Genomic DNA, 24908 nt, shown 5'->3' on the forward strand with positions numbered 1-24908 from the left:
ACATGCAACTGATCTGGCTGCGCAGCGACTTGCGCCTACATGACAACACTGCCCTCGCGGCCGCCGCAGCGCGCGGCCCGACCGTGGCGGTGTATCTGGTGAGTCCGCAGCAATGGCTGGAGCACGACGATGCGCCGTGCAAAGTGGATTTCTGGCTGCGCAACCTGCGCGAACTGAGTCAGAGCCTCGGCGCGCTGAACATCCCGTTGTTGATTCGCAGCGCACCGCACTGGGATCAGGCACCGGCGGAGCTGCTCAAACTCTGCCGGCATTTGAAGATCGAGGCGGTGCACGTCAACGAGGAATACGGCGTTCACGAAAGCCGCCGTGATGAAGCCGTGGCCGAAACGTTGCGAGCCGAAGGCATCGAATTCCACAGTTACCTGGATCAGTTGCTGTTCAAACCCGGCACAGTGCTGACCAAGACCGGCACCTACTTCCAGGTGTTCAGTCAGTTTCGCAAAGTCTGCTACGAACGCCTGCATCGCTCGATGCCGGCACTGGTCAAGGCACCCGGCAAGCAGGCCGCGCCGGATATCGCCAGCGATGCAATTCCGGAGGCGGTAAAAGGCTTCGCCACGCCGAGCGAATCCCTGCGCGCCCTGTGGCCGGCCGGCGAGCATGAGGCGCGGCGCCGCCTCGACACCTTCACCGATGCGCAGATCGACTACTACCGCAGCGAACGCGATTTCCCGGCCAAACCTGGCACCAGCCAACTGTCGGCGTATCTCGCCGCCGGCGTGATCTCGCCACGCCAGTGCCTGCACGCTGCACTGCAAAGCAATCAGGGCGAGTTCGAAAGCGGCAAGGTCGGCGCAGTGACCTGGATCAACGAGCTGCTGTGGCGCGAGTTCTATAAACACATTCTGGTCGGCTACCCACGTGTCTCCCGGCATCGCGCCTTTCGCCCGGAAACCGAAGCGCTGGCCTGGCGCGATGCGCCGGAAGAACTCAAGGCCTGGCAAGAGGCACGCACTGGGCTGCCGATCATCGACGCGGCGATGCGTCAACTGCTGGAAACCGGCTGGATGCACAATCGCCTGCGCATGGTCGTGGCGATGTTCCTGACCAAAAACCTGCTGATCGACTGGCGCGAGGGCGAACGCTTTTTCATGCGCCACCTGATCGACGGCGACCTGGCGGCCAACAACGGTGGCTGGCAATGGAGCTCATCGACCGGCACCGACTCAGCGCCCTACTTCCGTATTTTCAACCCGCTGAGCCAGTCGGAAAAATTCGATGCCGAAGGCGTGTTCATCAAGCACTGGTTGCCGGAACTGGCCGGGCTCAACAAGAAGGAAGTGCACAATCCGGCGGCAGCTGGAGGACTGTTCGGCGTGGCAGATTATCCGGCGCCGATCGTTAATCTCAGCACTTCACGCGAGCGTGCGCTGACGGCGTTCAAGAACCTGCCGTCGCGCCAGCCAGTGGGCGGCAGCGATGAGTGAGTTCCTGCGCAGCTTCGCCCGCGAGTTTTGCGGGTTGAACAAAGACAACCTCTATCGCCTCGGCGAGCTGTACAGCGACGACATTCATTTCACCGATCCGCTGCACGAAGTTCAGGGCCTGGCACAACTGCAGGATTACTTCAGCGAGCTGTACGCCAACGTCAGCGATCTGCGTTTCGATTTTCATGGTTTCGACCAGATCCGCGAAGGTGAGGGTTACCTGCGCTGGGTCATGAGTTATCGCCATCCGCGCCTGGCCAATGGCCGGGAAATCAGGGTCGGTGGCTGTTCGCACCTGCTCTGGCGCGACAAGGTTTATCGCCATCGGGATTATTTCGATGCCGGGGCGCTGCTGTATGAACACTTGCCAATATTGGGCCGGGTGATTGCCTGGCTGAAAAGGAGAATGGGATGAGTCGTACACCTCCACGGCGGTATTGGTTGACCGGGGCCAGCAGTGGCATCGGTGCAGCCTTGTGTGAGGACATTCTGAAAAGCGGCGCGCACTTGGCGGTCAGCTCGCGCTCGGCCGCGCCGCTCAAGGTCTTGTCCCAGCGTTATCCGGGCCAGGTGCTGGTGGTGCCCGGCGATCTGACCAACAGTCAGACCGTGCGCGAAATCGGTGAGCAGATCACCGAGGCCTGGGGTTCGCTGGACAGCGTGATTCTCAACGCCGGCACCTGTGAATATGTCGACGCGCGCCAGTTCGACTCGTCGATCATCGAGCACGTGGTGCGCACCAATCTGCTCGCCAGCAGCTATTGCATCGAAGCCGCCCTGCCGCTGTTGCGCAAAGGCACGGCGCCGCATCTGGTCGGCATGGCCAGCTCGGTGACTTACCTGCCGCTGCCACGGGCCGAAGCCTATGGCGCATCGAAGGCCGGGCTGCGTTACCTGTTCGAATCGCTGCGTATCGATCTGGCGGATGAAGGTATTGAAGTCACCATCATCAGCCCGGGTTTTGTCGAAACGCCGCTGACCGAGAGGAACGATTTCCCGATGCCGCTGAGCTGGCCCGCAGATAAAGCGGCGCGGCACATCTTCGCCAAACTCAAGGACCGTCCGCTGGAAATTGCCTTCCCGGGGCTGTTCATGGCCGCGCTGTGGCCGCTGTCCAAGCTGCCCGCTCGCGCGCAACTGGCGATCGGCAAACGCATGGTGCGCAAGAACCCTCCGCAGCGGGACCCGATATGAAAATCGCCGTAATTGGCAGCGGTATCGCCGGGCTCACCTGCGCGTACCTGCTGAACCGCCGCCACGACATCACCGTGTTCGAAGCGAGTGACTGGGTCGGCGGCCATACCCACACCGTACCGGTCAGCGTGGCTGGGCAATCGTTCGCCATCGACACCGGTTTCATCGTCTTCAACGACTGGACCTACCCGAACTTCATTCGCTTGCTCAACCAGCTCGGCGTGGCGTTCAAGCCGACCGAAATGAGCTTTTCGGTAACCGACCCGGACACTGGCGTGGAGTACAACGGCAACAACCTCAACAGCCTGTTCGCCCAGCGCAGCAATCTGTTGTCGCCGGGGTTCTGGGGGATGCTGCGCGACATTCTGCGCTTCAACAAAGAAGCCCAGCGCGACCTGGTGGAACTGCGCATCGCCGCCGATACCACGCTCGATGATTACCTCAAGGCCGGCGGCTACGGCGAGCGCTTCATCCTGCACTACATCGTGCCGATGGGCGCGGCGATCTGGTCGATGCCAATGGCGGAAATGCTCAATTTCCCGCTGCAATTCTTCCTGCGTTTTTTCAAGAATCATGGCCTGTTGTCGGTCAGTGATCGGCCGCAGTGGCAGGTCATCGAAGGCGGTTCCAGTGCCTACGTCGCGCCGCTGACCGCTTCGTTCAGCGACAGGATTCGCCTGAACTGCCCGGTCAGCCGCGTCGAGCGCAATCAGCATGGCGTGGTTATCCACAGCCCGGCCGGCCTCGAACATTTCGACAAGGTGGTGTTCGCCTGTCACAGCGATCAGGCACTGAGGCTGTTGGCCAACCCGAGCGACGCCGAGCGTTCGATTCTCGGTGCCCTGCTCTACGCCGACAACGACGTCGTGCTGCACACCGACACGCGCCTGCTGCCGACGCGCAAACTGGCCTGGGCCAGCTGGAATTATCGCCTCGGCGGCGCCGGCCATACCCGCGCGGCGGTCACCTACAACATGAACATCCTGCAGGGCATCGAAAGCGACACCACGTTCTGCGTCAGCCTCAACCAGACCGCCGGCATCAGCCCGGACAAGGTACTGGCCCGCTATACCTACGCCCACCCGCAATACACCTTGGCCGCCGCAGCCGCGCAAAACCGTTGGGGCGAACTCGATGGCGAGCAGCACACGCATTATTGCGGCGCCTACTGGGCCAACGGCTTTCATGAAGATGGCGTGGTCAGCGGTTTGCGCGTGGCCGCCGCGTTCGGTGAAACCCTGTGAACAGCGCACTGTATAGCGGCGTGATTGGCCACCGACGTTTTGCGCCGCGCCGCCACGAATTCCGCTACCGCATCGGCCTGCTCTATCTCGACCTGAGCGAACAGGACGCCGTGCTGGCCTTGTCGCCGCTGGCGGGGCGCAGTCGTTTCGCGCCGTTCTCGTTTCGAGAAACCGATTACCTGAAAACCTTCACCGGCAAGGGCATGCGCCTGATCGACGCCGTGCGTCAGCAGGTCGGTGCAGCCATCGGTCATGAACCACAAGGCGCGGTATGCCTGCTGACCCAGCCGCGCAGTTGGGGGCTGTCGTTCAATCCGGTGAGCTTCTTCTACTGCCATGAAGCCGACGGACAACTGGCGGCGATCGTTTGTGAAGTCACCAATACGCCATGGCGCGAGCGTTTTCATTACGTGTTGCCGGCGCAGACGCCGACCAGTCTGGTGGATTTCCACCAACATTTTGCTGTAGCCAAGGCGTTTCACGTTTCACCGTTTCTGCCCCGCGACCTCGAATACCGCATGAGCTTCAGCCCGGCCGCGCAAAGCCTGGGTGTGCACATGGCCGATTGGCAGGGCAGCGAGAAACTGTTCGACGCCACACTGAATCTGCGCCGCGAACCGCTCGATCGTCGCAGCCTGCATCGCTATCTGCGGCGCTTCCCGTGGATGACCGCAAAAACCGCTCTGGCGATTTATTGGCAAGCACTGCGACTGCTGCTCAAGCGCGCGCCGATCTTCCCTCACCAGGCTGCCGACGGCAGCTTTAAAACCGCCACTGTGCCTCCGAAGGAGCCGCACCATGAAATCCTCTAGCCTGCCGCTCGGTCGCTTCAGCACCAACGGTTTGACCGGCTCGCTGCTGCGCCGTGGCGTGTTGCGCCAATTGGCCCAGCTCAAACACGGACAATTGATGGTCGTCGAGGATGGCGAACAAATGCTTTTCGGCACCCCGGGCAGCGCCCTGCTCGGCGAAGTCCATGTACTCGACCCGGCCCTGTGGGGCATGGTCGCCAGTAGCGGCTCGATCGGCGCCGGCGAAGCATTCATCCACGGCTATTGGAGTTCGCCGGACCTGACTGCTGTGGTGCGCGTGTTCGTCAGCAATCTCGATGTACTCGACGCCATGGAAGGTGGCCTGGCGCGCCTGGGCCGGCCCTTCGTGCAAGGCCTGCACTGGCTCAATCGCAACACGCGCAAGGGTTCGCAGAAAAACATCGCCGCGCACTACGACCTCGGCAATGAACTGTTCGAACAGTTTCTCGACCCGACCATGATGTATTCCGCCGCCCAGTTCCTTTCGCCGAGCGACACCCTGGAACAGGCGCAACTGAACAAACTCGAGCGCATCTGCCAGAAACTCGCGCTCAAACCCAGCGACCACCTGCTGGAAATCGGCACCGGTTGGGGCAGCATGGCCCTTTACGCAGCACAGCATTACGGGTGCCGCGTGACCACCACGACGCTGTCGAAAGAGCAATTTGCGTTCACCGCCAAGCGCATCGAACAACTCGGCTTGCAGGATCGCGTCACCCTGCTGCTCAAGGACTACCGCGACCTCAGCGGCGAGTACGACAAACTGGTGTCGATCGAGATGATCGAGGCGGTCGGCCATCGTTTCCTGCCGGCCTACTTCAAGCAATGCGCGCAGTTGCTCAAAAGCAACGGCCTGATGCTGCTGCAGGCGATTACCATTCGCGAGCAACGCTACGAACAGGCCAAGCGCAGCGTCGACTTCATCCAGCGCTACATCTTCCCCGGCGGTGCCCTGCCCTCGGTGCACAAGATGCTCGATGTGGTCGGCCGCGAAACCGACATGAACCTGCTGCACATGGAAGATTTCGGCCTGCATTACGCCAAGACACTGCGCCTGTGGCACGAGAACTTTCGCCTAGCCCATAGTCGCCTGAGCGAACTGGGCTACGACGATTATTTCCTGCGTTTGTGGGAGTTTTACCTGTGCTATTGCGAGGGCGGGTTCCTCGAACGCACCATCGGCACCGCGCAATTGCTGCTGGCCAAACCGGCGGCGATGACCGCGCCGCTGCTCGGACGCTTCGATGCGTGAGCGAATCGCCAATGCCGTGCTGTTTCAGCTCGGCTGGCTGGCCTGCGTACTTGGCGGCAACAGTTTGTGGCTGCTGCTGGCACTGGCGGCTCTGGTGATTCATTTGCGCTGGATCAGCAGTTGGGCGGCAGAAGGTCGTTTGATTCTGTGCGTGGTGATTGTCGGCACGGCGGTGGACAGTGTTCTGCGTTATCTCGGCGTGTTCCGCTTTGCAGACGCGTCACCGCTGATTCCGTTGTGGCTGATGCTGCTATGGGCACTGCTCGCCACCACGTTGCGCCACTGCCTGGCCTGGAGCGCGCGGCCATGGTGGCTGGCCAGCGGACTTGGCGCGGTGGGCGGGGCATTGTCGTACTACGGTGGCGGACGCCTGGCCGGCGTGCATTTCCCTTACGGCGAAGTGTCGACGCTGATCGTCATCGGACTGCTCTGGGCAGGGCTGTTCCCGCTGTTGCACTTGATGGCACGGCGTCTGGCGCCGTGAGCGTCCGTCAGCGCTTTCACACCCACCGCGATCACTGCCTTACACTGCCACGATGAAAACCATCCCTCACACACAAATCGCCGAACCGGCGGTCACCTGCTCGACCTGTGCGGCGTGCTGCTGCCAGCTCGAAGTGATGCTGATCACCGACACCGGCGTGCCTGATCGCTTTATCGATACCGATGAATGGGGCGGCGAAGTGATGCTGCGTCTGGACGACGGCTGGTGCGCGGCGCTGGATCGCGACAGCATGATGTGCACGATCTATGAACGACGCCCGCTGATTTGCCGCGAGTTTGAAATGGGCGCGCCGGAGTGCATCGAAGAGCGCCGGGGAATTGCTACAGCCTACCGCTGATTTCTTTGACGGCGCAGAAACAACTGTGGGAGCGAGCCTGCTCGCGAATGCGGTGTGTCAGCCACCATTTGAATTGACTGACACTCTGCTTTCGCGAGCAGGCTCGCTCCCACGTTGGTTCCGCGTAGGCGGATTACAGCGGCATTGTGTAATGCAGCGCGTAGCTTTCTACACCATCGTTGTCGCTGGACAGGCCGGCGTTGGAGTAGTGCGTGGCGCGGATGCCGACTTCGTGGCCGCCGTTGAAACGCAGGCCGACACCGATGCGGTCTTCGAACTGGAAGGAGCCGCCCAGGTTGTTGCTTTCGTATTCGGTGTTGGAGAAGAACGCCACGCCGATACCCGCTTCCACGTATGGCTTGACCGACTGGCCGGCAAACTCGTAAACGAATACAGGTGAGAACGACAGGCTGTTGTTGCTGGAAGTCTTGTCACCTTCCCAGTACGTGTAGGCACCGCTCCAGTAGCCGGTCAGGCGACCGACGTCGCTCTGCAGCCAGCTCTTGTCCCAGTCGAAATTCATGCCTAAGCGATACGTCATTGTCGAATCGCTGGTACCGCCGACGGCGAATTCAACGCCAGCGGCTTGTGCAGTAATGCTTTGCCCCATCAGTGCGGCCGCAATCGCGGCCAAGCAGAATAGTCGCTTCACTTTGAAACTTCCTTTTCCGGAACGATCGTTTGGTTTTTAGTTGCTGCTGTCGCTATAGAAATCCGCGCTTGGTCAGAAGTTCAGCGTTTTTTTTGTTATTTCACATTTTTTTTACAAGTCGAAGTTTTGCACATTCGACGCAGTTTGGCCCAGCAACGGTAGGATTTTTCTGAGAGATTGCGGATCGCCGCTGGTCCAGAACTTCACCGCCTGGCTCGGACGATGCGCCAGCAGATCACGCTCGGCGAGCAAGCGTTGCAACTGCCGGGCCACGGCAGCTCCGGTATCGATCAGGCAGACATCGTCGGCGATCATCGACCTGAGTAGCGGCTTGAGGAAGGGATAATGGGTACAGCCAAGAATGATCGTGTCGCAGTTTTGCGCCAGCAATGGAGCGACGTAACCTTGCAATAAAGTGCGTAATTCGGCGCTGTGCAGATCACCCGTTTCGATCAGTTCGACCAGTCCCGGACAGGGCTGGGTGATGACTTTTATGTCAGCAGCGAAGCGATCGAGCAACGCGGCAAACTTCGCGCTCTGCAACGTGCCGGTCGTGGCCAGGACGCCAACCACGCCGCTTCGTGTGGCCGCTGCGGCCGGTTTGACCGCCGGTTCCATGCCGACAATCGGCCAGTCGGGGAAATCGCGACGCAGATCGGCAACCCCCGCCACGGTCGCGGTATTGCACGCCAGCACCAAAGCTTTGGCCCCCAGCTCGCGAAAGAACCCGGCCATCACGCTGCAACGCTGGCGGATGAATTCCGGGGTTTTTTCGCCGTAAGGGATGTTCCCGCAATCGGCGACGTAAAGCAGCGATTCGTTGGGCAGCAAGCGCTGGATTTCGCCGAGGACCGACAAGCCGCCGACCCCGGAATCGAACACGCCGATCGGCGCTTCACGCATGGCGGGCGCCACAGACGCTGCAGCCCGGATCGCGCTTGACGCGAAGCTCACGGAATCGCGAGCCCAAGGCGTCGATCAACAACAGTCGCCCCACCAATGGTTCACCAAAGCCGACCAGCACCTTCAACGCTTCCAGCGCCTGCAAACTGCCAACCAGACCGACCAGTGGCCCGACCACGCCGGCCTCGCTGCAGGTCAGTTCGGCTTCGCTGCCGTGACCGTACAGGCAGTGATAGCAAGGGCTGTCGGCACGCCGTGGATCGAACACCGACAACTGCCCTTCCAGACGAATCGCCGCGCCACTGACCAGTGGCTTGCGCGCGGCAACACAAGCGGCGTTAACCGACTCGCGCGTGGAAAAGTTGTCCGAACAATCGAGCACCAGATCCACCGCCGCCACCGCTGCACCGAGAGAATCCTCGTCCAGCGCCTGGCGATGGGCGACCAGTTGAATTTCCGGATTGATCGCGCCCAGGCGCTTGAGCGCCGAGTCGACCTTGGACATGCCGACACTGTCGGTGTCGTGAATGATCTGCCGTTGCAGATTGGTCAGATCGACCGTGTCGAAATCCGCCAGATGCAATTCGCCGACGCCCGCCGCTGCCAGATACAACGCCACTGGCGCGCCGAGGCCGCCAAGGCCGACGATCAGCACGCGGCTGCCTTTGAGCTTCAGCTGCCCGTCGATGTCGATGTGTTGCAGCAGAATCTGCCGGCTGTAGCGCAGCAATTCCTGATCATTCAGCACGGCAGGCGCCCCAGACTGATGCGTTGATGGCCGCCCAGATCGGTGCGGCTGTGGACTTCTTCAAAGCCACGAGTGAGCAGCAGATCACGCACGGCTTCGGCCTGATCATAGCCGTGTTCGAGCATCAGCCAGCCGCCGGTTTCAAGATGATCCGGCGCCTGCGCAACAATCAGACGCAGATCATCGAGACCATCTTCACCGGCGACCAGCGCACTGGCCGGTTCGAAGCGTACATCGCCTTCGACCAGATGCGGATCGGCGGCGGCAATGTACGGCGGGTTGCTGATGATCAGTTGAAAGCGCTGGCCTGCAAGTGCGCTGAACCAATGGCTGTTCAGCACCGTAGCGTTGTTCAGGTGCAGACGCTGGCGATTGCGTTCGGCCAGGGCCACGGCTTCAAGCACACGATCCACGGCGGTGACTTTCCACGCCGGCCGTTCGCTGGCCAAGGCCAAAGCAATCGCGCCACTGCCGGTGCCCAGATCAAGAACCTTGGCCGGAGTTGCCGGCAGCAGCTCAAGGGCTGCCTCCACCAGCAATTCGGTGTCAGGACGCGGAATCAGCGTGTGCGGCGCGACTTCCAGATCCAGCTTCCAGAAGCCCTGCTGGCCGAGAATGTAGGCCACCGGCTCACCGCTACGCCGCCGTTGCAAATACTCGGCAAAGGTCAGCGCAGCCTCGCTTGGCACGATGCGCTCGGGCCAGGTGTGCAGGAAGCTGCGCGACTTGCCCAGTGCGGCGGCGAGAAGCAATTCAGCGTCCAGACGCGCAGTCGGCGAGTCCGGCAACTCGGCAGCGCGCAACAGGCTGGCGATGATGGTCATTTATTCACCTATCGCTGCGAGTTGGTCAGCCTGATATTCGGCCAGCAGCGGCTCGATCACGGCTTCGACGCCACCGGCGAGAATTTCATCCAGCGAATACAGGGTCAGGTTGACGCGATGGTCGGTGACCCGGCCCTGGGCATAGTTGTAGGTGCGGATACGCTCGGATCGATCGCCGGAACCGACCAGCAACTTGCGCTCACTGGCAATCGCGTTGGCCGCCGCAGCGTTTTGCTGATCGTTGAGCTTGGCCGACAGCCACGCCATCGCCCGGGCACGGTTCTTGTGCTGGGAACGTTCTTCCTGACACTCGACGACGGTGCCGGTCGGGATGTGGGTAATGCGGATCGCGGAATCGGTGGTGTTGACGTGCTGACCACCGGCCCCGGAGGAACGGTAAGTGTCGACGCGCAGATCCGCCGGGTTGATCTCGATGGCTTCGCGCTCATCCGGCTCAGGCAACACCGCCACGGTGCAGGCCGACGTGTGGATCCGGCCCTGGGATTCGGTAGCCGGTACTCGCTGAACGCGGTGCGCGCCGGACTCGAATTTCAGCTTGCCGTAAACGTTGTCGCCTTCAATGCGCGCGATGACTTCTTTATAGCCGCCGTGTTCGCCTTCGTTTTCCGAAAGGATCTCGACACGCCAGCCACGCCGCTCGGCATAACGCGAGTACATGCGGAACAGGTCGCCGGAGAAGATCGCCGCCTCGTCGCCACCGGTGCCGGCGCGTATTTCGAGGAAAACGTTGCGGCCGTCATTCGGATCTTTAGGCAGCAGCATGCGTTGCAGATCGGATTCCAGCGTGACCAGCAACTCCTTGGCTTCGCGAACTTCTTCCACGGCCATTTCGCGCATGTCCGGGTCGTTATCCTTGAGCAGCGCCTGCGCGCCTTCAAGATCGCTTTGTACGCCGAGCAGCTTTTTATAGGCGGCCACTACCGGCTCGAGTTCGGCGTATTCCTTGGAATAGGCGCGGAATTTGGCCTGATCGGCAATGACTTCACCGTCGCCGAGCAGCGCGGTCAGTTCCTCGAAACGGTCCTGGAGAATGTCCAGCTTGTTGAGCAGTGACGCTTTCATTGCGGTTTTTTATCCGAAAAACTATCCGGTGAGCCCTCAAGGGCAAAGAGTTCCTGGGCCATGGCCAGCGCATCGAGGCGGCCTTCGGCAGACAGCTTTTTCAACTGCACGCTGGGCGCATGCAAGAGTTTGTTGGTCAGGCCACGGGCCAGTTGCCCGAGCACGTCTTCGGCGTTGCCGCCGTTGGCCAGCAGACGCAGGGCCTTCTGCAATTCCTCGTCACGCAAGCGTTCGCTCTGTTGACGATAGGCCTTGAGCACATCGACTGCCGCCAGTTCGCGCAGGCGCACCATGAAATCGTCGGCGCCGACCGAGACCATCTCCTCCGCCGCTTGTGCAGCGCCCTGACGGCTCTTGAGGTTCTCGGCGACCACTTCGTGGAGATCGTCGACGCTGTACAGGTAAACGTCGTCCAACTCGCCGACTTCTGGCTCGATATCTCGTGGTACCGCGATGTCGACCATGAAGATCGGCTTGTGCTTGCGCAGCTTCAGCGCACTTTCCACCGCACCCTTGCCGAGGATCGGCAACTGGCTGGCGGTCGAACTGATGACGATGTCGCTGCGCACCAGTTCCGCCGGAATGTCCGAGAGCAGCACCGCGTGAGCGCCGAACTGCTCGGCCAACTGACTGGCGCGCTCCAGCGTGCGGTTGGCGACGACGATGCGCTTGACCCCCAGCTCATGCAAATGGCGCGCGACCAGCGTAATCGTCTCGCCGGCACCGATCAGCAGCGCCTGGCTGCGTTGCAGATCGCTGAAAATCTGTTTCGCCAGGCTCACTGCGGCAAACGCCACCGACACCGGGTTCTCGCCAATCGCAGTATCGGTACGCACCTGCTTGGCGGCATTGAACGTCGCCTGAAACAACCGCCCCAGCAGCGGACCGATGGTGCCGGCCTCGCGGGCCACGGCGTAGGCCGATTTCATCTGACCGAGAATCTGCGGTTCGCCCAGCACCAGCGAGTCGAGCCCGGAGGCGACGCGCATCATGTGACGAACAGCCGCATCGTCTTCATGCACATAAGCACTGGCGCGCAGCTCGTCGAGGCTCAGATGGTGATAATCGGCCAGCCAGCGCAGCACGACATCGGCCGACAGCTGATCCTGTTCTATATAAAGCTCACTGCGATTGCAGGTGGAGAGGATCGCGGCTTCGCGGCTGTCGGTCAGTCGGCAGAGCTGCTGCAAGGCCTCCACCAGCTGCTCAGGGGTAAAGGCCACGCGCTCGCGGACGTCTACTGAAGCAGTCTTGTGGTTAATACCGAGTGCAAGGAAGGCCATTCAAGGTCGCTGGTGGTGACGTGAAGCCGGCAATTGTCCTACTTCGAAAGATTCAGAACAACTACCGCTGACTATTGTCCCAATCGTCAGCCCCTATAATGGCCACAATTGAGTCTCGGTTATGTTTGGCCGAAGGCTTGTGTCATGATGATCCGACCGCAGGTTAGTCGTCCTCTTCCTATATGAATAGATCCTCCGCGTTGCTCCTCGCTTTTGTCTTCCTCAGCGGCTGCCAGGCCATGGCGCCCGTTGCGCCGGATGGCACCCCGCCGGTCGAAGACACCACGCCCGCACCTGAAAAGCCCAAGGTTTACGGCTCATTCAGTGAGGAAACCGTGTTCAGTCTGCTGAGCGCCGAACTCGCTGGCCAGCGCAATCGTTTCGACATTGCCCTGGACAATTACGTGACCCAGGCCATCAACACCCAGGATCCGGGCGTTTCCGAGCGTGCGTTCCGCATCGCCGAATATCTGGGCGCCGATCAACCGGCCCTCGACACCGCGCTGATCTGGGCGCGCAACGCTCCGGATGATCTCGAAGCGCAACGCGCCGCCGCCGTGCAACTGGCCCGCGCCGGGCGTTACGACGACTCCATGGTCTACATGGAGAAAGTCCTGCAGGGCAAGGGCGACACCCATTTCGATTTCCTCGCGCTGTCGGCCGCCGACACCGATCAGGAAACCCGCAACGGCCTGATGAAAAGCTTCGACCGTTTGCTTGAGCGCCACCCGAACAACAATCAGCTGATTTTCGGCAAGGCTCTGCTGTTGCAGCAGGACGGCGACAATCAAGGTGCGCTGACTCTGCTTGAAGACAATCCGCCGGAAGATGGCGAGATCGCACCGATCCTGCTGCGTGCGCGCCTGCTTCAATTGCTCAACCGTGGCGACGAAGCGCTGCCGCTGTTGCAGAAAAGCATCAGAAAATACCCGGAAGACAAGCGCCTGCGCCTGACTTACGCGCGCATGCTGGTCGAACAGGACCGCATGGACGACGCCAAGGCCGAATTCTCCACGCTCGTTCAGCAATACCCGGAAGACGATGAACTGCGTTATTCGCTGGCGCTGGTGTGCCTGGAAGCCAAGGCGTGGGATGAAGCCAAGGGCTATCTGGAAGACCTGATCGCTCGCGAAAGCCACGTCGATTCAGCGCATCTGAATCTCGGCCGGATTGCCGAAGAGCGCAACGACCCACAAGGCGCGCTCATCGAATACGCCCAGGTCGGCCCGGGCAATGACTATCTGCCGGCACAGCTGCGTCAGGCCGATATCCTGATGAGCAACGGCAAAACCGCCGAAGCGCAGAGCAAGCTGGCGGCCGAGCGTGACGAGCAGCCCGACTACGCGATCCAGTTGTATCTGATCGAATCGGAAAGCCTGTCGGCCAATAAACAGGACGACAAGGCCTGGAAAGTTCTGCAACAAGCCCTGCAGAAATACCCGGACGATCTCAATCTGCTTTACACCCGCGCCATGCTCGCGGAAAAACGCAATGATCTGGCGCAAATGGAGAAAGACCTGCGCCTGATCATCAAGCGCGACCCGGACAACGCCATGGCGCTGAATGCGCTGGGCTACACCTTGTCCGATCGCACCACCCGCTACGCTGAAGCGAAAACGCTGATCGAGCAGGCGCACCAGATCAATCCGGAAGATCCGGCGGTACTCGACAGCCTCGGCTGGGTGAACTATCGCCTGGGCAATCTGGACGACGCGGAGAAATACCTGCGCCAGGCGCTCGAGCGTTTCCCTGACCACGAAGTCGCCGCGCACCTGGGCGAAGTCCTCTGGGCCAAGGGCAATCAGCGCGAAGCCAAACAAGTGTGGGGCAAGTTCCTCAAGGATCAGCCCGACAGCACCATTCTGCGCAGCACCATCAAGCGCCTGACCGGATCCGAGAATCTTTAAACCATGCTTTTGCGCCACGTTATTGTTTTCAGCTTCATCGCCCTGCTCGCCGGCTGCTCGGGGTTCGGCACTCGCGAATCGGTCGAGGGCCACGGCAGCCCGGCCCAGTGGGCGGCAAACAAACAGCAACTGACCGGCCTCGATGGCTGGCAGATCGACGGCAAGATCGGCATCCGCGCGCCGAAGGATTCCGGCAGCGGCACGCTGTTCTGGCTGCAACGTCAGGATTATTACGACATTCGCCTGTCCGGCCCGCTGGGTCGTGGTGCGGCACGTCTGACCGGGCGTCCGGGCAAAGTATCACTGGAAGTCGCCAACCAGGGCCGCTACGAATCGCAATCTCCCGAAGCCTTGCTCGAAGAACAACTGGGCTGGAAATTGCCGGTGTCGAATCTGGCCTGGTGGGTTCGCGGCCTGCCCGCTCCGGAAAGCAAGAGTCGCCTGAATCTCGATGCCGACAGCCGTCTGGCCAGCCTTGAGCAGGACGGCTGGAAAGTCGAATACACCGCCTACACCGAACAGAATGGTTACTGGCTGCCCGAGCGCATCAAGCTGCACGGCACCGACCTCGACGTAACGCTGGTGATCAAGACCTGGCAACCGCGCAAGTTGGGGCAATAAAGCATGACCGCTGCACGCCTGACCCTGCCCTCGCCGGCCAAACTCAACTTGATGCTGCACATTCTCGGTCGCCGTGAAGACGGTTATCACGAATTGCAGACGCTGTTTCAGTTCCTCGATTATGGCGATGAAATCACTTTCGCCGTGCGCGATGACGGCGTGATTCAGCTGCACACCGAGTTCGCCGGCGTGCCCCACGACAGCAACCTGATCGTGCGCGCGGCGAAGATGTTGCAGCAACAGTCCGGCTGCGCGCTCGGCATCGACATCTGGATCGACAAAGTCCTGCCCATGGGCGGCGGCATTGGCGGCGGCAGCTCGAATGCGGCGACGACCCTGCTCGGGCTCAACCATTTGTGGCAACTGGGCTGGGATGAAGATCGCCTGGCGGAACTGGGCCTGTCACTCGGTGCCGACGTACCGGTGTTCGTCCGTGGCCATGCGGCATTTGCCGAGGGTGTTGGCGAGAAACTGACCCCGGTCGACCCCGAAGAACCGTGGTATCTGGTGCTCGTGCCGCAAGTCGCTGTTAGTACGGCAGAAATTTTTTCCGATCCTTTGTTGACACGTAACACACCGCCCATTAAAGTGCGCCCCGTTCCCGAGGGAAACAGTCGAAATGACTGCTTGCCGGTGGTAGCAAGGCGTTATCCAGAGGTACGTAACGCATTGGATTTGTTAGGTAAATTTACCGAAGCAAAGCTCACCGGAACTGGAAGTTGTGTGTTTGGGGGCTTCCCAAGCAAAGCTGAAGCTGATAAAGTCTCGGCCCTTCTGACAGAGACCCTTACAGGGTTTGTAGCGAAAGGAAGCAACGTTTCGATGTTGCATCGCAAGCTGCAAAGTCTGCTCTAAAGGAATCAAGTGCCCGGCACTTGAAAGCAACAGATACAGGGGCGTCGCCAAGCGGTAAGGCAGCAGGTTTTGATCCTGCCATGCGTTGGTTCGAATCCAGCCGCCCCTGCCATTTTCTCTACTCATCCAGGTTACCCTCAGCCTCTAGGTACTGCGCGTGTCCAAGATGATGGTCTTTACGGGGAATGCCAACCCCGATCTGGCTCGGCGTGTCGTACGTCAGCTGCATATCCCTCTCGGTGACATCTCTGTCGGCAAGTTTTCCGACGGCGAAATCACAGCCGAGATCAATGAAAACGTTCGCGGTAAAGACGTCTTCATTATTCAGCCGACCTGCGCTCCGACCAACGATAACCTGATGGAACTGGTAGTGATGGCTGATGCCTTCCGCCGCTCCTCAGCTACTCGTATCACTGCTGTTATTCCTTATTTTGGTTATGCCCGTCAGGATCGCCGTCCGCGTTCCGCACGTGTGGCTATCAGCGCGAAAGTCGTTGCTGACATGCTTACCGTAGTCGGCATCGACCGTGTTCTCACGGTTGATCTGCATGCTGACCAGATTCAGGGCTTCTTCGATATTCCGGTAGATAACATCTACGGCTCCCCGGTTCTGGTGGATGACATCGAAGATCAGCGCTTCGAAAACCTGATGATCGTGTCCCCGGACATTGGTGGCGTCGTGCGTGCACGGGCTGTTGCCAAGTCGCTGGGCGTCGATCTCGGGATCATCGACAAACGCCGTGAGAAAGCCAATCACTCTGAAGTGATGCATATCATCGGTGATGTCGAAGGGCGTACCTGTATTCTCGTCGATGACATGGTCGATACCGCCGGCACCCTGTGCCACGCGGCCAAGGCCCTGAAAGAGCATGGCGCAGCCAAGGTCTTTGCCTACTGCACACACCCTGTGCTGTCGGGCCGGGCCATCGAGAATATCGAAAATTCCGTGCTGGACGAGCTGGTGGTCACTAACACCATCCCGCTGTCCGCTGCAGCACAAGCCTGTGCACGTATCCGTCAACTGGATATCGCACCGGTTGTTGCCGAAGCGGTTCGCCGCATCAGCAATGAAGAATCGATCAGCGCGATGTTCCGTTAAGGGCCCTGCCCTTCGCGAAATGTCTCGTTGACGAAAAGCGCCCCGCCCCGGCATTCCTGTCGGGGCGGGGCTTTTTTGCCCATACCGTGTTCGGCGCTGGTCGCAAACGCCACTCGGTCATGGCTATTTTGGAGATACAAAATGAACGATTTTACTCTGAATGCTGAAGTGCGTTCCGACCTGGGGAAAGGTGCGAGCCGCCGCCTGCGTCGTCTCGCCGCTCTGGTTCCAGCTGTTGTTTACGGTGGCGACAAAGCCCCTGAATCCATCAGCATGCTGGCCAAAGAAGTTGCCAAACTGCTCGAAAACGAAGCGGCTTACAGCCACATCATCGAGCTGAACGTTGGTGGCACCAAGCAGAACGTCATCATCAAGGCTCTGCAGCGTCACCCGGCCAAAGGCCACGTGATGCACGCTGACTTCGTACGCGTTGTTGCCGACCAGAAACTGACCGCCATCGTGCCTGTACACTTTGTTGGCGAAGAAGCTCCAGTGAAGAAAGGCGGCGAAGTTTCGCACGTTGTTGCTGAAATCGAAGTGACCTGCCTGCCAAAAGATCTGCCTGAGTTCATCGAAGTCGATCTGTCGAAAGCAGAAATCGGCACCATCATTCACCTGTCGGACCTCAAAGCTCCTAAAGGTGTTGAGTTCGTTGCTCTGGCACACGGCGATGACAAGGCTGTTGCCAACGTCCACGCTCCACGTGTTGCTGCAGAACCTACCGAAGAAGGCGAAGCAGAGTAATTCACTCTGTCATGCCGGAGTGAGCAAGTAACATCGCGGACTGGAACGTAGCGAGAAAGCGGGCGAGAACGCGGAGTTTACATCCATGGTAAATGAGCATTTTTCGTCCACTTTCGCCGCTTTCCCCGATCGCGGCGATGTTATCCACCACTCCAAGGAAGGGCCCCTATCGTGACTGCCATCAAACTGATCGTTGGCCTGGGAAATCCAGGCGCTGAATACGAACAGACCCGGCATAACGCAGGGGCCCTTTTTGTTGAACGCATCGCCCACGCACAGAATGTGAATCTTGTGGCCGATCGCAAATATTTCGGCCTGACCGGGCGCTACTCGCATCAGGGTCAGGATGTTCGTCTGCTGATTCCCACCACCTACATGAACCGCAGCGGCCAGGCCGTGGCGGCACTCGCCGGTTTCTTCCGCATCAAGCCTGAAGAAATCCTCGTGGCGCATGACGAACTCGACTTGCCTCCGGGCGTTGCCAAGCTCAAGCAGGGCGGCGGCCATGGCGGTCACAACGGGTTGCGCGACATCATTGCGCAACTGGGCAATCAGAACACGTTCTACCGCCTGCGGCTTGGCATCGGCCACCCGGGCGTTGCCAGTATGGTTTCAAATTTCGTCCTGGGTCGTGCGCCACGCGCCGAACAGGAAAAACTCGATGCCAGCATCGACTTTGCCCTCGGCGTGCTGCCGGATATCCTCGCCGGGGAATGGAACCGCGCGATGAAAAACCTGCACAGCCAGAAGGCCTGACTTTTACCCGAGGGGAAACACCATGGGATTCAATTGCGGCATCGTCGGCCTGCCTAACGTCGGCAAGTCCACCCTGTTCAACGCCCTGACCAAATCCGGTATCGCGGCGGAGAACTTCCCCTTCTGCACCATCGAGCCGAACAGCGGCATCGTGCCGATGCCTGATCCACGTCTGGAAGCGCTGGCGGCCATCGTCAATCCCAAGCGCATCCTGCCGACCACCATGGAATTCGTCGACATCGCCGGCCTCGTCGCCGGTGCCTCGAAAGGTGAAGGCCTGGGCAACAAGTTCTTGGCCAACATCCGCGAAACCGACGCTATCGCTCACGTGGTGCGCTGCTTCGAAGACGACAACGTGATCCACGTGTCCAACAGCGTCGACCCGAAACGCGACATCGAAATCATCGACCTTGAACTGATCTTCGCCGACCTCGACAGCTGCGAGAAACAACTGCAGAAAGTCGCGCGCAACGCCAAGGGCGGTGACAAGGACGCCGTAGTTCAGAAGGCTCTGCTCGAGCAACTGATCGCGCACTTCACCGAAGCCAAACCGGCACGCAGCCTGATGAAGAACATGAGCGCGGATGAGAAAGCCGTGATCAAGGGCTTCCACCTGCTGACCACCAAACCGGTCATGTACATCGCCAACGTTGCCGAAGACGGTTTCGAGAACAACCCGCACCTGGACGTGGTCAAGGCCATCGCCGAAGAAGAAGGCGCCATGGTCGTTCCGGTGTGCAACAAGATCGAAGCGGAAATCGCCGAGCTCGATGATGGCGAAGAGAAGGACATGTTCCTCGAGGCCCTGGGCCTGGAAGAGCCTGGCCTGAACCGCGTGATCCGCGCCGGCTACGAAATGCTCCACCTGCAGACCTACTTCACCGCCGGTGTCGAAGAAGTCCGCGCCTGGACCGTCAAGGTCGGTGCCACCGCACCACAGGCCGCCGGCGTGATCCACACCGACTTCGAAAAAGGCTTCATCCGTGCCGAAGTCATCGCCTACAACGACTTCATCCAGTACAAGGGCGAAGCCGGCGCCAAAGAAGCCGGCAAATGGCGTCTGGAAGGCAAGGATTACATCGTCAAGGACGGCGACGTGATGCATTTCCGTTTCAACGTCTAAGCAACAGCCGCACAAGAAAAAGCCGCATTTGATACGCGGCTTTTTTGTGCCCGAAAGATTGTTAGAAGATCGCAGCCTTCGGCAGCTCCTACAGATGTGCATCTATCCCCTGTAGCTGCCGAAGGCTGCGATCTTTTGATCTCAAGCTTTTTTAGTACGCGGCAAAAAAATCGCCAACACACCAAACAACGGCAGGAACGAGCACAGGAAATACACGTACTCAATGCCGTGCACATCCGCCAGATGCCCGAGCAGCGCTGCGCCAATCCCGCCGAAACCAAACATCAGTCCGAAGAAGATCCCGGCAATCATCCCGACATTGCCTGGCACCAGTTCCTGCGCGTACACCACGATCGCCGAGAATGCCGACGCCAGAATGAAGCCGATCACCACGCTGAGAATGCTGGTCCAGAACAGATCGACATGCGGCAGGATCAGGGTGAATGGCGCCACCCCCAGGATGGAAAACCAGATCACTGCCTTGCGCCCGATCTTGTCGCCGATAGGCCCGCCGAAGAACGTCCCCGCCGCCACTGCGCCCAAAAACAGGAACAAGTGCAGCTGCGAGCTAGCCACCGACAGGTCGAACTTCTCGATCAGGTAGAAAGTGAAGTAACTGGTGAAACTGGCCATGTAGAAATACTTGGAGAACACCAGCAGCCCGAGCACCACCAGCGCACTGGTCACCCTGCCCTTCGACAAGCCGTGCGTCGCCGCCTGGCCGGCCTTGAGCTTGAACAGGTTCAGGTGATTGGCGTACCAGCGGCTGATGCGGTACAGCACGAACAGCGCAAACACCGCGAACAGACCGAACCACGCCACATTGCCCTGGCCGAAGGGAATGATGATCGCCGCCGCCAGCAATGGGCCGAACGCGGAGCCGGCATTGCCGCCGACCTGAAAGGTCGATTGCGCCAGACCAAACCGGCCGCCCGAGGCCAGCCGCGCAACACGCGAGGCTTCCGGGTGAAAGGTCGACGAGCCGATACCAATCAGCGCCGCCGCCAGCAGAATCAATGGGAAGCTGCCGACCACCGACATCATCAGAATGCCGATCAAGGTACACACCGTGCCCGCCGGTAACAGCCACGGTTTAGGGTGCCGGTCAGTGTGATATCCGACCCACGGCTGCAACAGCGACGCGGTCAACTGAAAGGTCAAGGTGATCAGGCCGACTTGGGTAAACGTCAGGCCATAATTGGCCTTGAGCATGGGGTAGATCGACGGCAGCACCGACTGGATCAGGTCATTGATCAGATGCGCCAGCGCCACCGCGCCGATGATGCGCATCACCAAGGGGCTGCTTTGCGGAGCAGCGGTCGCCGAGGCAGCGGCGGTCTGGACGTTGCTGATAGCCATGGAAAATTCCGGACAGCAGATGGGTGCCCGCAGGCAGGTGCGTCAATGTGCCATTTTTCGGTGCGCTCGCGCTATCCCCTTAGCCAGCTAACTAACCAACATTCCTATCTCGCGTAGGAGCTGCCGAAGGCTGCGATCTTTTGATCTTGCTTCTAAGCATCAAAGTCAAAAGATCGCAGCCTTCGGCAGCTCCTACAGGGGATCGCTGGTGGCGAAGGTGATAGCTCAACGCCATGGTCTGAATCTTGCCTTGCTTCTGCCCTTGAACACGATCGCCTTACAAAGGCGCTCGACAATGGGAAGTTTCGCTACAGAGCCGGCCTACAGAGCGGGCGAGGGTGAACTTTCGAGGCCTTTTAGAGGGCACGAGTCGTGAGCCAACAGCTCGCGATGCACGCCAATGGTGCGTGGTGTCCAGAGGAGTCATGAGGCATGCAGGCTTTCCTTTCACCGGGGATCAAATTGCTGGGGCGGTTTGGCTTCGCAGGTAAATTCCAATTGTTGTTTCTGCTGTTCATTCTGCCGCTGGCCGGCAGCCTGTTGATGATCGGCCATGACTATCGCGAGAAGCTCAATCTGATCTCGGGCGAACGTGCCGGCGTGCGTCAGCTGCTCGCGCTGGATGCGCTGGACAACCTGCTCGCCGCTCAACGCGACCGCGCCGCCCGCTGGCGCGCCACCGAGACCAATCGTCAGCCGACACCGGCCACTCTCGCCGCCATGGCCGCCTTCGACGGCGTGCAACCGGCGGTGCTGCAAGCCACCACGGAGCTGGGCAATGCCCTGAACCAGCAAGGCGCCGACGGCGCAATCCTCGAACGCTTTCAGGCGCTGCAAACCGCGCTCAATGGCCTTGATTCGAAAAGCCTGAGCAGTGTCGGCTGGTGGCCGGACGGTTATGACCGCTTCACCAATGCCTTGGCCGCGCTGCAAGCCTTGCGCGAGCAGATCGTCATGGACAATCGCCTGACCCTCGCACCGTGGCTGGAAACCTACCTGCTGACGCAGATTTCCACGCAGCACGCGCCGGACCTGATCGAGCGGGTCGGCCGTCTCGCCGCGGTCGGCCAAGCCTCGGTGGTCTCCGGGCAGTTCACCCTGCAGAGCCGCCTGCAGTTGCGCGACCTGCGCAGTCGCATTGGTGACGCCCGCGAGCAACTGGTGAAAACCGCCGGCCTGCTGGAGGCGCGTCTGCCAGTCGAGCTGCAAGCCTGGGCCGGCCAGTATCACGACAGCCTGAAACACCTCGACAGCGGCCTGAAAGTCCTTGACGACGGTGTGTTTGGCGGCAGCATCAACCTCAAGCCAGAGGACTTCGAACGCAGCCTCGACGCGCTGCTCTCCGACCTCGCTTCCCTGCGCCAGCAATCCCTGGTCGCGCTGGATCAGCGGCTCGATGCGTATTACAGCTCGGCGATCCGCCAGTTCATTGTTGTCGCCGCAATCTTCGGTTGCCTGCTGTTGGCCGCGCTGTACCTGTTCGTCTGCCTGCAAGCCTCGATCCGTCGTAGTGCCAGCGGCATCACCTTGCTCGCTGAAGCCTTGCGCGACGGCAATCTGAGCCTGCAAGTGCCGGTGGTGGGGCGCGATGAGCTGGCGGCGATCAGCACCGCGCTCAACGTCGCTGTGGTGCAACTGCGCAGCAGCATGCTCGGCGTCGACCACGAGACCTCGCAGTTGAGCAACGCGGTACGCAGCCTCAACCAACACTCCAGCGGCGCCCTGAGCGAAGTCGAAGCGCAGCAATTGCAGATCAGCCAGATCGCCGCTGCTGCCACGCAATTGGCCGCCACCTCGCAAGGCGTCGCGCAGAGTTGCGAACAGGCCTCCGGCAGCGCCCAGCAAACCCGGCGCATCGCCGCCGACAGCAGCCGCGACAGCCAGCGCACCACGGCGAGCATTCAGCAGCTCAATCAGCGCCTTAACGATACCGCCGCCGCGCTTGGCCGGGTCAGCGAGCAAGGCCAGCAGATTCAACTGGTCGTGGATACCATTCGCGGCGTCGCCGAGCAGACCAACCTGCTCGCGCTCAACGCCGCCATCGAGGCCGCCCGCGCCGGCGAACAGGGTCGCGGCTTTGCCGTGGTCGCCGACGAGGTGCGCAGCCTCTCGCAACGCACGCAATCGTCCACCGCGCAGATCGCCGGCACCGTCGACAGCCTGCGCGCCACGGTCAACGAAGCGGTAAGCCTGATGGAAGCCGCCTGTGGTCAGGCGCAATCGGATGCCGAAGCCGTCACCGGACTCGGCGAACGCCTGGGAGAAATCGCCAGCGCCGTACAGAGTGTCACCGACACCCTGGCGCAAATCGCCACAGCGGTTGAAGAACAGGCCAGCACTGCCGACGAAGTCAGCGGCAATATCCAGCAGGTCGATCAAGCGGCGGTGCGTTTGCTTGAAGGTGCACGCGCCGTAAACCTCGCGGCGGACACCTTGAGCCAGGGTAGCGAGGCCCTGAGCGCCAATACCGCCAGATTCCAACTGCGCTGACGCCCTCCCCGGCCCCGATTTTCGGGGCTGGAGGATAAGCAGTTGAAAACAGGAAGAAATATTTTCGATTTACGCTTGACGCTTTGCCATTTCAGGGGAATAATGCGCGCCACTTGGCTACATAGCTCAGTTGGTTAGAGCATAGCATTCATAATGCTGGGGTCCGGGGTTCAAGTCCCTGTGTAGCCACCAAGTACTAAAAACGGCTTACCGAAAGGTAGGCCGTTTTTTTATGCCTCGAGAAAAGTCCTTTTCCTCCCGCTCCCTGCATGCAATTCAGATGCCTCCGTAAGAAAAAAGTAGATCTCTGGTACGAAACGGATCTTTCGTAGCATCAGCCACCTGTCGCTCTCTCCCCGAATCGCTCCTATACCGACAAGCTCCCCTGGCTCGATTCAGCGCCATACAGGGAGTTGGCATGCCTCAATACAAATACCTTCTCGACGATGACTGGTTATTAAATCCGTATAGCGGTGGCAGGGCCTGGTTTACTTTGCTTCCACCGAAAGCGCCGGAGCCGGTGTACATCGAGAAGGATGAGTGGCCTGCGCCCAAGCCACGCGAAGACAGGGTCTTTGCCAAGTCCTGCACGCCGGACAACTGGTGTCGCACGGACGCTGGCACTGCCGAGGAGCCAGCCAGCAACTTCGGCAAGATCATGGTCGCCGGCGCCATGCTCATGCCCTCCGCCAGTACCGCGGTCGCGACGGCGATAGGTGCTGACCTGGCTTTGGGGCGTCTGGCCGGCGGCGGGATTTTGCAACAGCGCCTGAACTGGGCCATCCGTGGCGCCGGCGGGCCGGCCAGCGTCTTTGTGCTGGGAATGCTGCCGAGCAAAATGGCCGACGGCACGCTTCACACCGACGAAGAACTACGCCGCATGAGCCGCGCCACCACGCGCGTGCGTTTCCAGTTTCGTCGTGATGCCGAAGGTGTTCTGCGGGTCTACGGCATCCACTCCGGCGCCTCTGGCGACGACGCCGTACGCACGGTGAACGTCAAGTGGAACGCCGACAAGACCGCCATGGAGGCCAAGCTCAACGGCATCACCATTCTCTGGACGCCGCAGCGCGGGCCGTTGGGGTCGATGCCTCCGCTGGTTTATCCCGACCACGGTGAGGCACTCGGCCCGATCCTCGTCCACCCGATCCCAGACAACACCGATAGCCAGATTGAGGGTCTGCCGGGCGAGGATGTAACAGCCGAGGATTGTATTCTGGTGTTCCCGGCGGACACCGGGCTGAAGTCGTTGTATGTGGTTTATTCAAGGCCGGCGAGGCAGACGCCTGGGATCGTTACGGGGGTGGGTGAGGATGTGGGCGGTATTTGGCTTGACCATGCTCAAGCTCAGGGTGGCGCCCCTATTCCGACCAGCATCGCGGATAAACTCAGAGGGAGCGAATATTCTAGTTTTGATTCGTTTAGGCGGGCTTTTTGGGCCGTTGCCTCAAAAGACAGCGCAGTGGCACAACAGGTCAGCGAAGATAATCTACGACGTATGCGCAACGGAAATGCGCCCCGCGCCCGCTTAGGTGATGCAGCAGGGAAAAGGATCTCTCATGAGATTCATCATGTGGAACCGATATCCGAAGGTGGTGATATCTACAACGTAGATAACCTAAGGGTCTACACACCCAAAAACCATGTCGACGTACACCGTAAATAAGGG

General features: G+C 60.3%; 24 protein-coding genes and 2 tRNA genes. 19 read left to right on the forward strand and 7 right to left on the reverse strand.

Going from position 1 to position 24908, the window contains the following annotated elements; all coding sequences use genetic code 11:
- The first annotated feature begins 2 nt into the window (after positions 1 to 2).
- The 8 genes from phrB to FEE99_RS27500 are packed head-to-tail and all read left to right on the forward strand — an operon-like array spanning position 3 to position 6792.
- Entirely contained in the window at positions 3 to 1448 is a 1446-nt protein-coding gene (gene phrB / locus FEE99_RS27465) for a deoxyribodipyrimidine photo-lyase (RefSeq protein ID WP_041479994.1), read from the forward strand.
- Entirely contained in the window at positions 1441 to 1863 is a 423-nt protein-coding gene (locus tag FEE99_RS27470; protein ID WP_041479995.1) for a nuclear transport factor 2 family protein, read from the forward strand. The genes phrB and FEE99_RS27470 overlap by 8 nt, the downstream gene beginning before the upstream one ends.
- Positions 1860 to 2642, forward strand: a complete 783-nt coding sequence (locus FEE99_RS27475; protein ID WP_041479996.1) for an SDR family NAD(P)-dependent oxidoreductase — start codon at positions 1860 to 1862, stop codon at positions 2640 to 2642. The genes FEE99_RS27470 and FEE99_RS27475 overlap by 4 nt, the downstream gene beginning before the upstream one ends.
- Positions 2639 to 3886, forward strand: coding sequence for an NAD(P)/FAD-dependent oxidoreductase (locus FEE99_RS27480; RefSeq protein ID WP_041479997.1), 1248 nt, complete (start codon positions 2639 to 2641; stop codon positions 3884 to 3886). Before FEE99_RS27475 ends, FEE99_RS27480 begins: the two co-directional genes overlap by 4 nt.
- Positions 3883 to 4698 carry a DUF1365 domain-containing protein gene (locus FEE99_RS27485; protein ID WP_041479998.1) on the forward strand — a complete coding sequence of 272 codons (816 nt, stop codon included), beginning with the start codon at positions 3883 to 3885 and terminating at the stop codon, positions 4696 to 4698. Before FEE99_RS27480 ends, FEE99_RS27485 begins: the two co-directional genes overlap by 4 nt.
- Positions 4685 to 5950: an SAM-dependent methyltransferase gene (locus tag FEE99_RS27490; RefSeq protein WP_041479999.1), complete on the forward strand. Its 1266-nt coding sequence runs from the start codon at positions 4685 to 4687 to the stop codon at positions 5948 to 5950. The genes FEE99_RS27485 and FEE99_RS27490 overlap by 14 nt, the downstream gene beginning before the upstream one ends.
- Positions 5943 to 6434, forward strand: a complete 492-nt coding sequence (locus tag FEE99_RS27495) for a DUF2878 domain-containing protein (RefSeq protein WP_041480000.1) — start codon at positions 5943 to 5945, stop codon at positions 6432 to 6434. Before FEE99_RS27490 ends, FEE99_RS27495 begins: the two co-directional genes overlap by 8 nt.
- A 52-nt stretch (positions 6435 to 6486) precedes the next feature.
- On the forward strand, positions 6487 to 6792 hold the full coding sequence (locus tag FEE99_RS27500; protein WP_024014290.1) for a YkgJ family cysteine cluster protein: 306 nt from the start codon (positions 6487 to 6489) through the stop codon (positions 6790 to 6792).
- 133 nt (positions 6793 to 6925) lie between these two features.
- Here the strand turns inward: FEE99_RS27500 and FEE99_RS27505 are convergent, their stop codons facing one another.
- The 6 genes from FEE99_RS27505 to hemA form a co-directional block, all read right to left on the reverse strand.
- Positions 6926 to 7444 (reverse strand): acyloxyacyl hydrolase, encoded by a 519-nt coding sequence (locus FEE99_RS27505; protein ID WP_041480001.1) that lies wholly within the window; start codon positions 7442 to 7444, stop codon positions 6926 to 6928.
- A 111-nt stretch (positions 7445 to 7555) separates the two neighbouring features.
- Entirely contained in the window at positions 7556 to 8347 is a 792-nt protein-coding gene (murI, locus tag FEE99_RS27510; protein WP_041480002.1) for a glutamate racemase, read from the reverse strand.
- A complete protein-coding gene (locus tag FEE99_RS27515) occupies positions 8340 to 9095 on the reverse strand; it encodes a molybdopterin-synthase adenylyltransferase MoeB (protein WP_041480003.1) in 756 nt (251 codons plus the stop codon). Before FEE99_RS27515 ends, murI begins: the two co-directional genes overlap by 8 nt.
- Complete coding sequence (gene prmC, locus FEE99_RS27520) at positions 9089 to 9919, reverse strand: peptide chain release factor N(5)-glutamine methyltransferase (RefSeq protein ID WP_041480004.1); 831 nt, start codon at positions 9917 to 9919, stop codon at positions 9089 to 9091. The genes FEE99_RS27515 and prmC overlap by 7 nt, the downstream gene beginning before the upstream one ends.
- On the reverse strand, positions 9920 to 11002 hold the full coding sequence (gene prfA, locus FEE99_RS27525; protein ID WP_016773210.1) for a peptide chain release factor 1: 1083 nt from the start codon (positions 11000 to 11002) through the stop codon (positions 9920 to 9922).
- Positions 10999 to 12285 carry a glutamyl-tRNA reductase gene (hemA, locus tag FEE99_RS27530; RefSeq protein ID WP_016773209.1) on the reverse strand — a complete coding sequence of 429 codons (1287 nt, stop codon included), beginning with the start codon at positions 12283 to 12285 and terminating at the stop codon, positions 10999 to 11001. Before hemA ends, prfA begins: the two co-directional genes overlap by 4 nt.
- Positions 12286 to 12467: 182 nt before the next feature.
- On the opposite strand from hemA, the gene FEE99_RS27535 reads away from it, so the two are divergent.
- The 8 genes from FEE99_RS27535 (at position 12468) to ychF (ending at position 19390) form a co-directional block, all read left to right on the forward strand.
- Positions 12468 to 14192 (forward strand): tetratricopeptide repeat protein, encoded by a 1725-nt coding sequence (locus tag FEE99_RS27535; RefSeq protein WP_041480005.1) that lies wholly within the window; start codon positions 12468 to 12470, stop codon positions 14190 to 14192.
- Positions 14193 to 14195: 3 nt separating this feature from the next.
- Positions 14196 to 14813, forward strand: a complete 618-nt coding sequence (gene lolB, locus FEE99_RS27540) for a lipoprotein insertase outer membrane protein LolB (RefSeq protein WP_016773207.1) — start codon at positions 14196 to 14198, stop codon at positions 14811 to 14813.
- Between the two features lie 3 nt (positions 14814 to 14816).
- A complete protein-coding gene (gene ispE, locus FEE99_RS27545; RefSeq protein ID WP_041480006.1) occupies positions 14817 to 15668 on the forward strand; it encodes a 4-(cytidine 5'-diphospho)-2-C-methyl-D-erythritol kinase in 852 nt (283 codons plus the stop codon).
- A 37-nt stretch (positions 15669 to 15705) separates the two neighbouring features.
- Positions 15706 to 15780, forward strand: a tRNA-Gln gene (locus tag FEE99_RS27550).
- A 45-nt stretch (positions 15781 to 15825) separates the two neighbouring features.
- On the forward strand, positions 15826 to 16767 hold the full coding sequence (locus tag FEE99_RS27555; protein WP_003171603.1) for a ribose-phosphate pyrophosphokinase: 942 nt from the start codon (positions 15826 to 15828) through the stop codon (positions 16765 to 16767).
- 141 nt (positions 16768 to 16908) lie between these two features.
- The gene (locus tag FEE99_RS27560; RefSeq protein ID WP_041480007.1) at positions 16909 to 17511 is read left to right on the forward strand and encodes a 50S ribosomal protein L25/general stress protein Ctc; all 603 of its coding nucleotides are present in this window, start codon (positions 16909 to 16911) and stop codon (positions 17509 to 17511) included.
- Between the two features lie 171 nt (positions 17512 to 17682).
- Entirely contained in the window at positions 17683 to 18267 is a 585-nt protein-coding gene (gene pth / locus FEE99_RS27565; RefSeq protein ID WP_016773203.1) for an aminoacyl-tRNA hydrolase, read from the forward strand.
- Between the two features lie 22 nt (positions 18268 to 18289).
- Entirely contained in the window at positions 18290 to 19390 is a 1101-nt protein-coding gene (ychF, locus tag FEE99_RS27570; RefSeq protein ID WP_016773202.1) for a redox-regulated ATPase YchF, read from the forward strand.
- Positions 19391 to 19531: 141 nt separating this feature from the next.
- Here the strand turns inward: ychF and FEE99_RS27575 are convergent, their stop codons facing one another.
- Complete coding sequence (locus tag FEE99_RS27575) at positions 19532 to 20749, reverse strand: MFS transporter (protein WP_039761258.1); 1218 nt, start codon at positions 20747 to 20749, stop codon at positions 19532 to 19534.
- Positions 20750 to 21181: 432 nt separating this feature from the next.
- On the opposite strand from FEE99_RS27575, the gene FEE99_RS27580 reads away from it, so the two are divergent.
- The 3 genes from FEE99_RS27580 (at position 21182) to FEE99_RS27590 (ending at position 24905) form a co-directional block, all read left to right on the forward strand.
- Positions 21182 to 23239, forward strand: a complete 2058-nt coding sequence (locus FEE99_RS27580) for a methyl-accepting chemotaxis protein (RefSeq protein WP_041480008.1) — start codon at positions 21182 to 21184, stop codon at positions 23237 to 23239.
- A 115-nt stretch (positions 23240 to 23354) separates the two neighbouring features.
- Positions 23355 to 23431, forward strand: a tRNA-Met gene (locus FEE99_RS27585).
- A 226-nt stretch (positions 23432 to 23657) separates the two neighbouring features.
- Positions 23658 to 24905 (forward strand): S-type pyocin domain-containing protein, encoded by a 1248-nt coding sequence (locus tag FEE99_RS27590; protein WP_081932599.1) that lies wholly within the window; start codon positions 23658 to 23660, stop codon positions 24903 to 24905.
- Positions 24906 to 24908: the final 3 nt, after the last annotated feature.

Origin of the sequence: Pseudomonas sp. ef1 (assembly GCF_007293365.2) — a bacterium.
Taxonomy (GTDB): Bacteria; Pseudomonadota; Gammaproteobacteria; order Pseudomonadales; family Pseudomonadaceae; genus Aquipseudomonas; species Aquipseudomonas siliginis.